The sequence below is a fragment of the Meiothermus cerbereus genome, from assembly GCF_051297115.1.
GTDB lineage: Bacteria > Deinococcota > Deinococci > Deinococcales > Thermaceae > Meiothermus > Meiothermus cerbereus_A.
Genome location: NZ_JBEVAL010000064.1, coordinates 1 through 14,364 on the forward strand (window position 1 = coordinate 1; position 14,364 = coordinate 14,364).

Here is a 14,364-nt window from a genome sequence, read left to right on the forward strand (position 1 = left end):
CTTATCAGTCGGGGTCACTGGGGCATTGAGAACCGACTGCACCACAAACGGGATGTGGCCCTGGGGGAGGATGCTTGTCGCACCCGCAAAGCTGCCCAAACCCTGGCTGCCTTGCGTAACCTCCTGCTAGGCTTTCTGCATGTGCTCGGTGTTCCCGTTCTACGCAGCCTTCGGCGCTTCGCGGTCAATCCCATGCCCTTGTATCGTTGGCTAATGGGGTGTATATGATAAAAGCCTGTGTACTAGACCCAGGTATATCTCAATTGATGACTGGTTTGATAGAATTGGTCGAGTCCACTGTGGATGAGTTTGAGTCTACCCTCGATGGTCTCCTGCGGGAGCTCGCGCGTCTCCACCCCTCATTCATCGAGCGGCTGGGCCCGCCTGCCTCCTCCGAGGACTTCTCACGGGCCGAAGGTTTAACCGGTACCCGTTTCCCGGAGCAGATCCGCCGCCTGTACACGCGGCACAACGGGCAGAGGGACAACCTCGGCAACGGTGTCTTTTTCGGTGCCGACCTCCTGCGGTTGGACCAGATTGCCGAGGAGTACCGGGCCCTCCTCGAGCTGCGCGATTCGGGCATCGTGCAGAGCCCCTCCCCTGCCGACCCCCGGCTGAGCGAGGACTTCCCCGGGGCAGGTCACATCCCTTTCCTGGCCGACGGCTCCGGCAACTACGTCGGATTCGACGTCAGGCCGGGGCCGTCCGGGACATTCGGGCAGATCCTCGTCTTCGGGGCCGACCTGCCCGAGGCTGAGGTGGTGTTCCCTTCGCTCTCGGAGATGCTCGCTGCGGTTCTCAACCAGTTGCGCTCCGGCAACTTCATCCTCCGGGAGGACCTGCGGATGTCACGCCACCCCTGGCTGGAGTTTGTGTCGGGAGACTTTTCCCCCCTCGCCAGGGTCCTGTATACCCAGACGCGGCCAGGCGGCGGCTAGCCGCCGCGGGGCGCGGCGTGCCTGCTTTCGGGTGGGCCGGACGGGGACCAATGCGCGTCTATTGGATATTGCTTATGGCAACGGTCAGTTTGTAGCGGTGGGGGCCTCTGGCACCATCCTCACTTCCTCCGACGGAAAAGCTTGGCAAAAGCGAGCCTCCGGTACCACCCGATGGCTACTCGGGGTGGCCTACGGCAACGGTCAGTTTGTGGCGGTGGGGCAGGAGGGAACTGTGCTTACCTCCCCCGACGGGGTGAACTGGCAGGCTTATCCGGTACGTACCCGCCGCCACCTTGGCGCGGTCGCTTACGGCAACCACACCTTTGTGGCGGTAAGCGACCGGAAAACCGTAATCACCTCCCGCGACGGGATGGTCTGGAACTCGTTTGCTCTGAACGAGGGCTATCTCCTTCGGGATGTGGCCCACGGCAATGGCCTTTTCGTAGCGGTGGGATGGGACGGCACGATCCTGACCTCCCCCAACGGGGCAGCCTGGACGGCGCGGGCCTCCGGTGTTTGCAACACCCTCAACGGCGTGACCTACGGGAACGGCCTCTTCGTGGCGGTAGGGAGCGGCGGGACCATCCTCACTTCCCGCGACGGAGCGGCCTGGATCAAGCACGACTCCGGCAGCGTGAGCTGTTTCGAGGACGTGACCCACGGCGGCGGGGTCTTCGTGGCGGTGGGGCAAAACAGCACCATCCTGGTTTCCCGCAAACAGAACCGCCCCTGACATTTCGCACAATACCCATACAGCGAACTTCCCCGGCTAGACTGAGGGGCAAATGGAGAGCGTGACCCCCCTCAAGCTGGTCGAAGTGCGCGGTAAGAAAACGAAAGCGAACTCTGAACTCGAGGCAGTCATCCGGGAGACCGCCAAACTCTGGCGCAAGGCCCACCTGGACTACGACCAGAGCAAGTATGTGGTCGAGCGGGTGCGCCGCCTGTTGGAACTCGCCCCTCCTCCCAAGCGCCGCCGGGTGGTGGAGCGGCTCTCCCCCGAAGCGGTGAGCTGCCTGCTGGAAGCGGCGTATCGCCTCAGCCCCAGGAAGCCGGTCTACGGCCTGATGCTGAAGACCCTCTTCTACACCGGGTGCCGGGTCTCGGAGTTCGTCTTTCTCCGGGCCCAGGACGCTTACCTCGACGGGGAGGCCCCCCACCTCTACGTCCACAAGGGCAAGAAGGACTCAGTGCGGTATGTCCCGATCCTGCCCGCCCTGGCTCAGGAGCTTCGGGTACACCTCGCAGGAAGGACGAGAGGATACCTCTTCGAGTCCAACCGCCACGACCGCTACTCGCAAAGGGCCATCCAGAAACTCATCCAGCAGGCCGCCGCCGAAGCCGGGATCGAGAGGCGGGTCTACCCCCACCTGCTGCGGCACTCGGTAGCGCAAATCCTCCTCGACCGGGGGATGCCCCTGGAGCAGCTACAGAAGTTTTTGGGGCACAAGGACCTCAAGACCACCCAAATCTACGCCGAGAGTTCGCTGGAGCGGGTGGGGGAGAGTTACCGCCGGGTGCTGGGCTAGTCCCCGACCTCGGTTTCGAGGTTGATGCTCCCGCAAAACCTACTAACAGTAAGAACTAGACCAAGGATGTTTGGATGACCTGCTGGGCGGTATGCAAAGGTCCCAGGTCTATACTGGCAACATGCAGCCCATGCCTGATCCTGATCTAGAGTTGCTGCGGGGGAGCCTACTCGAGGCAGCCGAAGCGCTGAGCCGTCTGGCTCGGGAGCCTGGCCCAGGAGGCCTCGAGCTCGCGGCCGCAGTAACCCAGGCTGTCTCGGAGCTGAACGGACAAGTCAATGCCCTGCTGTTGGGTCTTGCCGCTCGACCAGTGGAACCCATGGATGAGGCCTACCTGCGCTACCTAAAGGACCTGGTCCGACTGCGGGCAGGGGTGATGGAACTCGAGCAACTCCTGCTCGATCGTGCAGCCTTCGAGCGAGCGCGGGAGGAGTGGCTGGGCTTGACGGTCTTGCTGGACCGAACTTTAGAGCCGTTGATTGATCTGATGACGTTCGCTGATCCTAGCCAGCCGGAGGCTGACCTGAGCCGGGGCTACTCCTTCGACAGCGAGACTCTAGGCTTCACCCGAGTGAGGTTCAAGCCGCGTTGACACTCCTACGGCGGGCGGGAGGAAAGGCGTCTGTCACCCGGGGTGGTCAGTGAGCCCCATCCAGGCTGGCTTCGGGGAACTGCTCGAGGGGCTTGCCTGGGTCCACCCCTCCTTCACCACCCGGCTGGCCGTGCCCGGGGCTCAGTTCGTCCACCCCAAGGTCTGGCTGGGCATCCCTGTCCCCGAGGAGGCCCGCGTCGTTCAGCGCCCGGCCTGCGAACGCACCCACCGCCACAGCCAGGCCAGCAGCAGACCCACCGCAATTCCCACCCCCACCCCGGCCTTGAAGCCGAAGCCCACCCCGTTCTGCCAGACTAAAATGAACCTTGGAGACCGCCTATCGCCCGCTTTAGTGCAAGATGGGGCCGTTAGGTTCCATTGGTGGTAGGTTCCAGGCGTCGCCACCGGGATGCTTGGAGTAAACGGTCACACAGAAGGCGGCTGACTAACCAATAATGTTAGCCAACGCTGAGCGGTCGGTGGGCACAGGCGGGTACTTCTCGGGTATTCCCCCTGTGTTTTGCGCAGAGCCTTGCTGTCCCGAGGCACGTCGCAAGTCCGCCGGGCTCCGACCTGAGCCTACAAAGAGCGGATACGTTATGGGGTCAAGGGGATGCGTCCCCAGGGTCAACAGGAGTCCGCACTGCGGTGCGGGCTTCTTCGTTTACCCCATGCCCATGAAGAGGCCAGCTTCAACCGCTCGCCCCCCAGCAGCGCCCCCGGAAGGGGCAGTACCGACAGGCGAAGCTGTCGGTTTCGTATTCTCGTTCGGGCAATTGCTCCGGGGTCGAGCAACGCACCGCCCGGAAGCGTTCCTTGACCTGCGCGACCACCGCCGGGTCGTGGTCCACCGGGAGGGTGGTTATCTCGCTGGTGTTCTTGTTGTAGACCACCAGCAACCCCTTTTGCAGCCCGGTGGCCTCCAGGTAGGCGTTGACCTGGGCTACGTAGTCGTAGGGAACGCCGTTGCTGGACATGCTTTGCGCGCTCTTGTCGGAGGCGCTTTTGATGTCCAGAAGCACCGGGCCGCTTTCGGTTTCGAGGATGCCGTCAATGCGCCCGGGGACGGCAAAGCCCGGGTCCACCTCCAACTCCACGGCCCTCTCTACCGAGTGGAACCGCTCGCCGTAAAGGGCCGCGAGCTTCTCCCGCAGCCAGTCGTGGATGAGGGAGCCAAGTTCAAATATGGCTACCACTCGAGGCTCCACCGGGGGCACCTCCCCCGGGTAGTGGAGCTCATAGGCCAGCCTGCGGGCGCACTTCCCGGCGGAGGAGAGGCGGAAGGGGTTGGGCGCTTTCTCTCTGGGCGGCACCAGGTCTTCGATCTGGATCATGGCTACCTCCTTTCTTGTTCTCTCTGGGGGCATAGCCCCACCTCTTCAGCCCGTTCCAAGAAGCGCCGTTGGCTTTCGGCGGGGTTCCACGGCTGTATCTCCATCCCGTAGGGTTCCGGGTAATCCAGCCCGAAAAACTGGTGGGCTTCGGTGGCGAGGAGCCGTCGGTCCACCCCCTTGACCGCTGGGGGGATCGGCCAGCAAAGCCCGAACCCCCGAAAGATCCGCTCCAGCAGGTCCGCCTCGAAAGCCTGAAGCTCCGGGAAGGCCCGCTTGAGCGGGGCCGGGATGTCCCCGATGAGGGCCTCGCTGGCGTCGTGTAGAAGCGCCTCGCGGGGGTAGGCGGAGGGTGATCGTTTTTTTGCTCATTCTCGCCTCCGCCACCCCCTGGGTGGCCTCTGCCGGGGCCTTCCCCGGTCTGTTCCCGCCCTTCCCCGAAGGGCGTAGCCGCTGTGCCTGCTGTGATTTGGGTTCTCTCACCCCCTTTTTGTTATAGGCGACCCCTGTCGCCCCATCCGGCGACAGGGCGAGCGGGGTCGCTTCGTTAGCTGGCCTTCCTGGCGCTTTCCCCCTCGGCGTTGAGGCGGATGACCTCCGGTAGAGGCTTGCCCTCCGCGACGGCTTTGGGTAACCCCTTGAGGCGGTCGAGCACCTTGAAGGGGATGTACCTGTGCTCCCCCTCCACGATTACCCGGGGGTAGGTGTAGAGTTCGCGCCCGATCCCCCAGGCGGTGGCGGCCCGCTTCAAGGCCCCCGAGATGCCGCCCTTGAAGGGCTCCATGTCGCTGGCCCCGCTCCCGTCCTGCTTCTCCACCCACTCCCCGGTCTCGGGGTTCTTGATGGCGATGCTGGCGATGACCCCATGCTCGCTGCCCACCTGGGCCGGGGCGTAGCGCACCTGCCAGCCGAAAGGCCCGAAGGCCCGGTCGAGACGGCTCATCACCGCCCTCGCGTCAATGTAGGGGGCCAGGGTGGTGTTGCCCTTGGCCGCGATGATCTTCCACTCGATTTCGTCGGCGGTCAGGGGTTGGGTCAGGATGCTGATTTTGTCCATGATTTACTCCTTTCAAAAAAAGCGAAGGGGTGGCCGAAGCCACCCCCTGGTTCTTGCGTTCTTTTCGTTTCAGTCGCGCTCGCGCGAGCCGAAGTAGAACCCCAGCACGGTTCCCACCACCCCGAACAGCGGGGAGAGCACCAACCCGGCCAGCTTAGCCAGGTCGTCGAGGCTCTGGGCCAGCCCCAATCCCCGCCAGAGGATCATCCCGGCAAAGACCAGCCCCGCGAGGGCCAGCATTGCAGCCAGCGCCACCCGGGTCCACTCGCGGGGGATGCGGGCGTCGAAGCGGCGGGTTTTGATGGGTTCTACCTCGAGCTCGGGCGCTTCGTCGAGCTCGAGGGGCTTCACTGGAAAACCACCTCCACCAGCGTGCCGTCTTCCCGCTGTACCAGCACCTTGCCGCCCCGATCCACTACGTCACGCAGGAACTTCTTGGCCTGGATGGCCCGCTGGATGGCCACGGTGCGGTTGGTGCCCTCGGCGCGGGCCAGCGCCTCGGCGGCCTCGAGGTCGCGCTGGGTCAGGTTGAGGCTGATCCGCTGCACGGTGTTGGGCTCCGGTTCCTTGACCATAGGTACCTCCGATATGCCTCCTAAGCATACCACGTACACAGACGGGGGATGGCTTCCCCACACCCCCTCTTTTCTCTAACGAGCCAGGGTACGGGAATAGCGCGAAGCCGCCACCCCGAAGGGCCAGAGGCCCCGGAAAAAGGAGACCAGGCCCGGCAGCAGGATGGCCGTCCAGTGCCACTCTGCAAGCAGGCGGCCCGGCTCAAGGCCCTTCAGGCCGTCCAGGGCATACCAGACCAGGGACAGCTCCAGGGCCCCCACCCCCAGCAGGGTCCAGCGCTTCCACCCCTGGGGCTCCCCGTACAGGGCGAGGAAGCGAAGGAGCAGCCCGCCGATCAGCAGCAGGAGCCACACGCTCTCGGGGCCGGGCCGCTGTAGCACCAGCCAGAGCAGCATGACCAGCTCCGGCAGGAAGACCGCCCGCCAGGCCCCCTGCCCCGGGGAGGGTTTTGGCGGCGGCCCGGGGGGAACCAGCTCCACCGTGAAGGCGGGCGGGGCCGGGGTGCGGCCCTCGGCCACCTCCGCTCCCTTCAGGCGGTAGCGCCCCTCCTTGGGCTGGATCACCGGCGGGGCGGCGGTGCGGTTGTAGAGCCACCCCGCCACCTGATCCACCTCCGTCTCGTCGAGCCAGGGCTTGCCCCGCAGGTAGTCCAGGATGGCCGCCTCGTCCCGCAGGGCCAGCACCCCCTCCACCCGGCCCTGGGGCTCCTTCAGGCCGGGGGCCCGCACCACCGGGATGGCCGGGATGGCGCCCTGCGAGTCCTCCCGCACCCGCCGGGCTTCGGTCTCGGCAACCAGGGGGTGCTCGGCCACCGCCAGCACCCCCACCGGGCCGACGTAGAAGGTGGCGGGGATTCCCTCCAGCGCGACCCGTCGCAGCCGGTGCGCCGATCCCTGGGGGGCCGCGCTGGGCCTCGAGGGGGGCTCGTCCGCGCCCGGGGGCTGGGTCAGGAGCCGCACCGCCAGGGCGATCTGCTCCGGGGAGAGCCGGGGACGGCCCCAGCGGATGCGTGCCTCCACCCCGTCGGCCCGCCGGGCTGCTTTGACCGGGAGCCGGGGGAAGCGGGTGACCAGCCGCACCTCGGTGTCCAGCCGGGCCCGCTCGAGGGCAGCCGGTTCCTGGGCCACCACCCACACCCCGGTGGGGCCTACCCAGACCTCATGGGCCCCCTCCCGCTCCCGCACCCGGTAGACCGGGCCGGGGGGTTCCAGGGAGGGCTGCCGGGGCGGTGCTTGTTTGTCCCGCAGCGGGTCGCGGGCCTGCGGGGCCGGGCGGCGCCGCGCCACCACCCCCGTGAGCACCCCCACCGCCTCCCGCCCGGCCTGATCCACCTGCTCCCAGGAGGGCATGGGCATCTCCACCGGCTTGCCGTGAACCACCTTGTTGCGCAGGCGGAGAAACCGCCGCACCCGGCGCAATTCCGGCTCGTCCAGGAGGTGCTTGACCTGATCCAGCAGCTCCCCGGCGCCCCTGGCTGGCCCCCGGGCCCCTAGCTGCTCCAGCAGGCGCTCCACCTGCTGGCCGTACTCGATGGCGATGTCTCTGATGCTGGCCATGTGGTTATCTTTGCCTTGCTCAACTTTCCTGCAACAATTCCGCCTGTTCCACCGGGCTCTCCTCGCCGTCCTCGCTTGGCGGCTGCCGTTCCCACTCCTCAGGGGTGGGCAGCTCTTCCGCCGTGAACAGGGGGCCTTTCAGGATGCGATCCAGCAGGTCTTCCTGCTTCGGGTAGCTTTTGAGGGTCTCCTCGAGCACCCACACCAGCTCCAGCAGCTCGCGGCTGAGGTCGGCGCTCCACTGGGGGGGCTGGATCCCGTCCAGCGGGCTGCCCACCACCGCCGGGGGCTCGAGCATCCCCTGGCGCCAGAGCGCATCCAGCACCGGGTCGGGGGACTCCGGCAGGGCATCCAGCGCCTCGCGGATGATCTCCGCCTCACTGCGCCCCGTTGCCCTGGCCAGCCGCTTCAGCTTGGCTTCCTGCTCGGGGGCGAGGTAGATCTGCTTGCGGATCATCATACATCATTATTGTACATCAGCACTTGGTTTGGCCCGATAGTACGTGGTGTGGTACTGAAAGTCCGGGCCCTCGTCGAACTCGTAGCAGGTGACCTCGGCGTAGAGCCCTTCGCCAAGATCCACAAAGGCCGTGCTGACCCCCGGCTCCCAGACCGAGAACAAGGACTTGGCCTCTTCCCAGCCTGCCGGTTCGCCCTCTTTGCGGTGGCTTTCCACCAGGCCGTGGGCCTCCAGAAAGGCTTTCTTTTTGTTCAAATACACCCTGCGCTTGTTTTCGTAGTCCAGATCCGCGTAGTCCATCCACTTCGACATGTGAACCTCCTTTACCACTCGGCGGGCGGTTCCGGCCCCTCCAGGTCGCGCCACTCCACCGTCTCGTCGAAATCGGGCTCCTCCGGGGCTGCGCTGGCCCTGGGGTAGAGCCGCACCACCGGGTCGCTGAGCAGCGGGGGCGTGAAGCGGCAGCCCCAGACCTCGCGGTACTCCCCGTCCTCGACCCACACCAGCAGGTGGGGCCACTCCAGGAGCTCGTCTTCCAACCCCAGGCTCTCCAGCACCGGCTGCCGATCCTGCAAGTCGCTCAGAAGCATGTAGCGGTCATCCTGCAAGTCTGCTACCTGCATACTTTCTCCTTTTTTGTTTCTGAAAGGTCCGGTTCATCAGGAGTACCAACAGCTTTGATGCCCGATCTGCTCTTCCAGCCACGTGCATACCTCTTCCCTATCCAGCAGCACGTCCTCCAAAGCCGCTCCCGCTATGAGCGCCTCAGCCATCTCCTCAAGACTTTTTCCCACCAGCACCGGCGGATGCCGCTCAAACCACTCGGGCGCGAACCAGTAACCCTTGTCGGGGTGCAGGGTGGGAAGCGCCCATAGCTGGGTTTGCAATTTCAGCAAGGCCAGCAAGCCTTGAGCGTGGAGGCTGAACCCGTCGTAGTGGGCCCGGATCTGGCCCAGGCACTCCTGCGCCTCTGGGCTCTGGAGGTAGGCATCTATGGCCTCGCTGTCGGGATTGGCCTCGCACCCAGGGGGCCGCAACGGGAGCCAGGCCGCGTGGGCCGGGCAGACCTGAACCCCGGTCTCGACCCATACCACCCGGGCCCGTCCCCGGCGCAGATCCACTTCCAGGCGGTATGCGGCGTCTGGGTTGGGGCTGAGGTAGCGCAGCCGGGGATTGAGGTGGTGTGGGCCGGGTAGCATGGCTCAGTCCTCCCGCTCCTCTGGCTCCCACTCCGCCTCTTCGATCAGCACCCCCCCTGCAAAGCGGCACCGGCCCGCGTACCCCTCCCAGCCTTCTTCGTACTCCAGCTCCAGGGTCAGCCGGGGGTGTTGCGCGGCCATGGCCCTGACCACCGGGATGGGCGGGGACCAGGCGGTGCTGAACCGATAGATAAGCGCCCCCGCTTCCTCCTCCAGCTCGGGCTGGTTGGCATCCCAGCGGGTGCCCCAGTGGTCGTAACACCAGTTCATTCCCCCGATCTCGTACCCGCTTTTTTCGGGGGCATTGAGTTCCTTTTTGAGCTCGGCAACTTCCCGGTCTGTTGGAATCCGCCCCAGGATTCGCTTGCGAACCGCAATGGCCCGGGTATAAGCGATGTGGGCTTTGTCCAGCCGGGCGTACTCTTCGGGATAGGGCACGAAAGCGTGGAAGGTCAGCACCCCTGGATCGCCAAAGGCGTTGGGTCCCTCGGCTTTCTGCCGGAAGGCGGCCAGCTCCTCGGGGCTGCCGGTGACCACCAGCGTGCTAAAACACCAGTTGGGCATAGCTATTTTCCTTTCGTACAGGCACAGAGCGCACCGACCCGCGCTCCAGGTCGAAAAACACCCCCAGGTATTTGGGCGTACCATCTTTGATGACCTGCCAGGCCAGCTCAGCGGCCCAGATTGCGGCCATATCGTTGACCAGCAAATCCTGCTGCAAGATGGCTTCTAGCGCCGAACAGGAGGGGCGCTGGTCATCCTGGCCCTCGATGATGGCCGGCAGCTGCTGGTGCGGGTAGGGCATGAGGCTGGAGTTCTTCCCGATCAGTACCTGGCCGTGCCGAACATCGTTGCCCATGTCCAGCCACCAGATGCCATAGTGGCGCTCGAGGGCGTTGGCAATCTCCCGCCGGGCCTGGCGGCTATCCACCGCGCTGATAACCAGCCGGGCCTCGTCCACATCATGGGCTTCAAAGGCTCGAGCCCGCCACTCCCAGTCCAGCCCATAGGCCAGGTTGATCCGGCTGATCAGCACCTCGGCTTTGGGGCGACCCAGATCGCCCGGCAGGAAAGCCTGCCGGACCAGGTTGGCCTCGCTTACCGTGTCGGGATCAATCAGCACCAGCTGGAGCGGGTTGCGCCCCAGGATATTGAGCACCATCTGGGCCCGCACCAGGGAGACCAGCAGCTTGGAGCCGTTGCCCCCTGCGCCTACCATCACGATCTGCATGGCTACACCGCCATTCGCAAGGGCTTGGGGACTTTCTGCTCCGAGCGTTCCAGCAGGATCGAGGCCAGCAGGTGCTTGCAAGCGTGGCCTTTTTCGGCATCCGGGCAGGTGCATTCCCCGTCACCGGTGTTCACCAGGTACAGCGCGGTGCCTTCCACCACATAGGTCTGGGGCAGGCCCTCTACCCGGTGAACCCTTCCGGCTTCCAGATAGGCTTCTGCCCGTTCCAGGCGATCCAGCATCTCGTCTACACGTTCGCGCAGCTGTTTCATGCAACCTCCTTAAATAGCGGGATTTGTGGATTCTCTTTCAGCCCGGCCTCCAGCGCTTTGCGCCACTCCGGGGGCAGGGGCAGGGTTTTGAACCGGGCGGCCAGGGCTGGTCGGTGCAGGGCTTCCATCACCAGGCGCTCGGCCTTCTGGCCTTCCCGCTCGGAGAGGAGGGCCTCGAGCAGGGCGCTGTTCAGAAACGGCACGCCGTACTGGGCCTCCTCGAAAAGTCCTTGCAGGATGCGCCGGGCCCGGGCTGAAGCGCTCAGGGGAAGGGTGGGCAGGGTTTTCATGGCGAAAGGAAAAACCCGGCCTGCTGGCCGGGCGAGGATGAACGCAAGGGCGAGGCTACGCCCCTCCCCTGCACCGCGCCGCTTTGCGGGCTAACTCGGCAGGGGCGTAGCGGTTATAGACCCGCGCAATACGCTCGTCGTGACGACTCCCCGCTCTGAAGAGCGGGGCTTCTCGGTTCACGCGGGAGCGGCCACCCGCTGCCCATCCCCGAGGGCCCCCTCCAGGCCCAGCCGCCGCTCCTCCCAGTCCACCCAGGCCCGGCTCCCCCGGCGCGGCTCCCGCTTGCAATGGGCCTCCAGGGCCGCCTCCAGCTCCCCGCGTACCTCAGCCGGGCTCAGCTCCAGTCGCGCCTCAATTCTCATGGGATCCTCCTACCCTATTGTGGGCGGGGAGAGTGGAGTTGTTAACCGGGCCAGACCCTTGTTCCTCAAGCAAAACGATCAACGGTGTATGACCGGGGCAGCCGGGCCTCCCCCACCTCCCAGGGATAGCGCGGTTGCAGTTTGTTGAGTGGGAAGGATTGCAGGCGCTCTTTGATGTGCAAGCGTTCGTTATCGTTGAGCCCGAACAGGTCAAATACCGCCTCGTCTATGGCCTTCAGGGTTTGTTGGAATTTTTGTCTGGCCTCGGCAAAAGCGGCTTCCTTTTGGTCGTACCGATGCAAGAGGGCGCTGTAATCCTGAGCCACCCACAACTGTTGCAGGGTCTTGCTATCAACGCTTGTGCCCTCGTCAAGGCCCTGCAACAACAGCTCCACATACCGGGCCAGTTCCTCATCTTTCAGGTCAATCTGGGCAAACAGCCCATCGCCCTGCAATCTGCTGCCATCCCGCCCGATCTGCTCTACCCCACAGGCTTGTTGCCAGCCCCGGAAATCAAGCCCGAGCTTTTTGGAGGCGAGGGTGTAACCGGAACCACCGCTTTTTCGCTCCTCAACGGCCTTGCTGAACCAGCTGAAGGGATGCTCCATCGAGGTAGCGGCCAGTCCCTCCAGCTGCTTGTAGAGATCGGTCAGCTTTTGCAGGATTTGCGCATCGGGTGCTTTGGGCCAGGGCAGGCTTTCCAGGGTGCGTGGGTAGATGTGGGCGTAGTAGCCCTGGATTACCCCACTTCGCAGGTGCACCGCCCAGTACCAGCGCACCAGGGCTGAGTTGAGGTAGGCCGCTACCGCTTCGCCCAGACCCTCTTTGGGGACTCCAACGATAAGGCTGTCCACAGCTGCTGGCTTTTTTCTGATCACAGCGGCAAAAGGGGATAGAGTGATGTTTGCAACTGCCAGATAGGTTCCAGGATCTTTCTCCCCCCAGAGGCTTTTGCTGCGGCACTGGTCAAGATCAACGTATCCGACCGGGTTCGGTTCGTGGGCGATACCCAGGCTGGCCCCGCTGATGACCGGACGACCCTGGCCGTTGCTCGTGACCTCTGCCCCCGCTCGGGTAACCCCATACGTCCACCAGTACGGTTTGGGTGGCTTCTGCCGGGTGTACTGGGTCTCCATGGCCTCGGTGAGGGGGACAATGGCCCCTTTACCGGGGTGAAGCTTTTGCAATAGTCCCACGTCCTCGGCTTTCAGCAGAGGCAGCAGATAGGCCCCATAGGTCACATTGTTGTGGGGGGCCTGAACCACGGGATTTACCCTGGCGTCGAAGAAGTCTTTGTAAACAATTCGGCTCACCTCGTAGGGATCAGCACTGTCTTTGGGCCAGGAGGAAGGCACCCATAGCTCGATGAGGTCGTCGGGCTTTGCGGCGGTCTTTTCGATGATCAGCGCCATTGGAATCCGAGCGGCATCCCAGAGGTTTTGCTGCCTTCCGTTTTCCTCGATGAACTCCAGCCACACCACCTTGCGCAGGGCATACCCCTTCCCCGGCCACAGCAGGGACCAGACCGGGGCTGCGGCCTCGCTGGAGGCATACCCTCCCGAGACCACCATCCCGAGTTTCCCCCCCTCCTTGAGCCACTCCCGCAACGAGCGCCACAGGAAGATCAGGCCGGTGTCCCCGTTGGTGCTCCAAACCTCCTGGTAGAGGGTTTGCATCTCCGCCCCATACTTGACCCGCTCGGCGCGGATGTAGGGCGGGTTCCCCAGCACGTAATCCCACTTTTCCTGGTCGCGGGCCCGCTCGCCGGGGCTCAGGTGATCGTCCCCGATGAGCTGCGAGATCGCATCATCTCGCACCAGGGCGTTCTGGTTGTACACATGAACCTTGGGCTTGGTTTCAGCCTTCAGGCGGAGCTGCCCCCACAGGAGCTGGAACAGGCTGATGTAGCTGGCGAAGGGATTGAGGTCAAATCCCCAGATGCTTTCGCGGAGCGCATCCAGGTTCACCTCGAGGCCCCGCCCCCGGTGTTCCTCCACCACCCGGTGGAAGTAGCGAACCAGAAACGACCCCGAACCACAAGCGGGGTCCAGCACGCGCGGCAGCGCATCCCCTGGATGGTTCAGCGCGGTCTCTTGCAGGAGGTAGTCCACGATGGAGCGGGGGGTGTAAAACTCCCCCAGGCGCTTGCGCTTGGCCGGAGGCAGGAAGTTCTGGTAGATCTCCCCCAGCACCTCCTCGGAAAGCCCCTGGAAGTCATAGGCGTTGACCCGCAGGATGAGCCGCTGCAAGGCCTGGTCCATCAGGCCGTTGGCCTCCAGCACCCAGGCGAACATCTCCTCCTCAAAGGGCTCCTGGTAAGCCCCCTTGAGGTCCATGGAGGATACCTTGACCAGAGCGGTGGCGCTGCCGGTGAGAAACTCCACAAACGCCCCCCAGCGCTCCGGCCCCCCGTTGGTCAGGCGGCGCCGGGTGAGCTTCAGGTCTTCCAGGAAGCGCAGGAATAGCACCCGGGCAATCAGGGCGGCGGCAGAGTCGGCGGCGAAAGCCTCCCGAATCCGGGGGTTGCTTTCCTCTTCCTTGCCTTCGATTTCCCGCCCGTACTGGTCGGTAAAGCGCGGCAGGTGGGCTTCAAAGAGGGCCTTGAGCACCATCGGGTACTCCCCCTCGATCCGGGCCAGGGCCCGGCGGCGGGTGTCCGGCTGGGCTCCCACCAATGTCTGCTGGGCATCCTTGCGCCGTGCCTGATACTCCTGGTAACGCTGCTCCAGGACATCCAGGGCCTTTTGCGCGGCCTCTGTTAGCTCCTCGAATGAAGCGTGGAGATCCTGCTGTAGCTTCGGCGTGTTCTCCGGGGTGAGGCTGAGGTAGCTGTAGGGAAGCTGGCCTTTGACCAGGGTAGCCCACTGGTTGCTGTGCTGGGCCTGGTCCCACGACAGGTCAGCCAGCGCCTCTCTTATACCAACCTTAGATAGATAGTCATTCTTCAGGAATCCACCCGAACCCCGCCAC

At 64.6% G+C, this 14,364-nt stretch carries 20 protein-coding genes and 1 pseudogene; 5 read left to right on the plus strand and 16 right to left on the minus strand.

Annotated elements, in window-relative coordinates; translation table 11 throughout:
- The 5 genes and pseudogenes from ABWU19_RS11580 to ABWU19_RS11600 form a co-directional block, all read left to right on the plus strand.
- Window positions 1–228: pseudogene (locus ABWU19_RS11580) on the plus strand (ISAs1 family transposase); the annotation flags it as partial.
- A gap of 71 nt (window positions 229–299) precedes the next feature.
- A complete protein-coding gene (locus ABWU19_RS11585) occupies window positions 300–938 on the plus strand; it encodes an SMI1/KNR4 family protein (protein ID WP_435901839.1) in 639 nt (212 codons plus the stop codon).
- Between the two features lie 61 nt (window positions 939–999).
- Window positions 1,000–1,671, plus strand: coding sequence for a WD40/YVTN/BNR-like repeat-containing protein (locus ABWU19_RS11590; RefSeq protein WP_435901840.1), 672 nt, complete (start codon window positions 1,000–1,002; stop codon window positions 1,669–1,671).
- A gap of 52 nt (window positions 1,672–1,723) precedes the next feature.
- Window positions 1,724–2,467 (plus strand): tyrosine-type recombinase/integrase, encoded by a 744-nt coding sequence (locus ABWU19_RS11595; RefSeq protein WP_435901841.1) that lies wholly within the window; start codon window positions 1,724–1,726, stop codon window positions 2,465–2,467.
- A 121-nt stretch (window positions 2,468–2,588) separates the two neighbouring features.
- Entirely contained in the window at window positions 2,589–3,059 is a 471-nt protein-coding gene (locus ABWU19_RS11600) for a hypothetical protein (RefSeq protein WP_435901842.1), read from the plus strand.
- Between the two features lie 46 nt (window positions 3,060–3,105).
- On the opposite strand, the gene ABWU19_RS11605 is transcribed toward ABWU19_RS11600, so the two are convergent.
- The 16 genes from ABWU19_RS11605 to ABWU19_RS11680 all read right to left on the minus strand — a co-directional run.
- Window positions 3,106–3,288 carry a hypothetical protein gene (locus tag ABWU19_RS11605; RefSeq protein WP_157413562.1) on the minus strand — a complete coding sequence of 61 codons (183 nt, stop codon included), beginning with the start codon at window positions 3,286–3,288 and terminating at the stop codon, window positions 3,106–3,108.
- 463 nt (window positions 3,289–3,751) lie between these two features.
- On the minus strand, window positions 3,752–4,393 hold the full coding sequence (locus tag ABWU19_RS11610) for a PD-(D/E)XK nuclease family protein (protein ID WP_435901843.1): 642 nt from the start codon (window positions 4,391–4,393) through the stop codon (window positions 3,752–3,754).
- 544 nt (window positions 4,394–4,937) lie between these two features.
- On the minus strand, window positions 4,938–5,447 hold the full coding sequence (locus ABWU19_RS11615) for a Rad52/Rad22 family DNA repair protein (RefSeq protein ID WP_435901844.1): 510 nt from the start codon (window positions 5,445–5,447) through the stop codon (window positions 4,938–4,940).
- Between the two features lie 69 nt (window positions 5,448–5,516).
- Entirely contained in the window at window positions 5,517–5,798 is a 282-nt protein-coding gene (locus tag ABWU19_RS11620; RefSeq protein WP_435901845.1) for a hypothetical protein, read from the minus strand.
- Window positions 5,795–6,022 (minus strand): hypothetical protein, encoded by a 228-nt coding sequence (locus tag ABWU19_RS11625; protein ID WP_435901846.1) that lies wholly within the window; start codon window positions 6,020–6,022, stop codon window positions 5,795–5,797. The genes ABWU19_RS11620 and ABWU19_RS11625 overlap by 4 nt, the downstream gene beginning before the upstream one ends.
- A 75-nt stretch (window positions 6,023–6,097) precedes the next feature.
- Window positions 6,098–7,579 carry a hypothetical protein gene (locus ABWU19_RS11630; protein WP_435901847.1) on the minus strand — a complete coding sequence of 494 codons (1,482 nt, stop codon included), beginning with the start codon at window positions 7,577–7,579 and terminating at the stop codon, window positions 6,098–6,100.
- Window positions 7,580–7,598: 19 nt separating this feature from the next.
- Window positions 7,599–8,039 carry a CopG family transcriptional regulator gene (locus ABWU19_RS11635; protein ID WP_435901848.1) on the minus strand — a complete coding sequence of 147 codons (441 nt, stop codon included), beginning with the start codon at window positions 8,037–8,039 and terminating at the stop codon, window positions 7,599–7,601.
- Window positions 8,040–8,045: 6 nt separating this feature from the next.
- Complete coding sequence (locus ABWU19_RS11640) at window positions 8,046–8,351, minus strand: hypothetical protein (protein WP_435901849.1); 306 nt, start codon at window positions 8,349–8,351, stop codon at window positions 8,046–8,048.
- Between the two features lie 11 nt (window positions 8,352–8,362).
- Window positions 8,363–8,662: a DUF6839 family protein gene (locus ABWU19_RS11645; protein WP_435901850.1), complete on the minus strand. Its 300-nt coding sequence runs from the start codon at window positions 8,660–8,662 to the stop codon at window positions 8,363–8,365.
- Window positions 8,663–8,698: 36 nt separating this feature from the next.
- Window positions 8,699–9,238, minus strand: coding sequence for a hypothetical protein (locus tag ABWU19_RS11650; RefSeq protein WP_435901851.1), 540 nt, complete (start codon window positions 9,236–9,238; stop codon window positions 8,699–8,701).
- 3 nt (window positions 9,239–9,241) lie between these two features.
- Window positions 9,242–9,802 carry a hypothetical protein gene (locus ABWU19_RS11655; RefSeq protein WP_435901852.1) on the minus strand — a complete coding sequence of 187 codons (561 nt, stop codon included), beginning with the start codon at window positions 9,800–9,802 and terminating at the stop codon, window positions 9,242–9,244.
- A complete protein-coding gene (locus ABWU19_RS11660) occupies window positions 9,783–10,469 on the minus strand; it encodes a PRTRC system ThiF family protein (protein ID WP_435901853.1) in 687 nt (228 codons plus the stop codon). The genes ABWU19_RS11655 and ABWU19_RS11660 overlap by 20 nt, the downstream gene beginning before the upstream one ends.
- 2 nt (window positions 10,470–10,471) lie before the next feature.
- Window positions 10,472–10,741: an SWIM zinc finger family protein gene (locus ABWU19_RS11665; RefSeq protein ID WP_435901854.1), complete on the minus strand. Its 270-nt coding sequence runs from the start codon at window positions 10,739–10,741 to the stop codon at window positions 10,472–10,474.
- Complete coding sequence (locus ABWU19_RS11670; RefSeq protein WP_435901855.1) at window positions 10,738–11,031, minus strand: hypothetical protein; 294 nt, start codon at window positions 11,029–11,031, stop codon at window positions 10,738–10,740. The genes ABWU19_RS11665 and ABWU19_RS11670 overlap by 4 nt, the downstream gene beginning before the upstream one ends.
- A 177-nt stretch (window positions 11,032–11,208) precedes the next feature.
- Complete coding sequence (locus ABWU19_RS11675; RefSeq protein ID WP_435901856.1) at window positions 11,209–11,394, minus strand: hypothetical protein; 186 nt, start codon at window positions 11,392–11,394, stop codon at window positions 11,209–11,211.
- A gap of 65 nt (window positions 11,395–11,459) precedes the next feature.
- Window positions 11,460–14,364 (minus strand): HsdM family class I SAM-dependent methyltransferase (locus ABWU19_RS11680; RefSeq protein ID WP_435901857.1); only part of this gene is annotated, 2,905 nt, incomplete at its 5' end.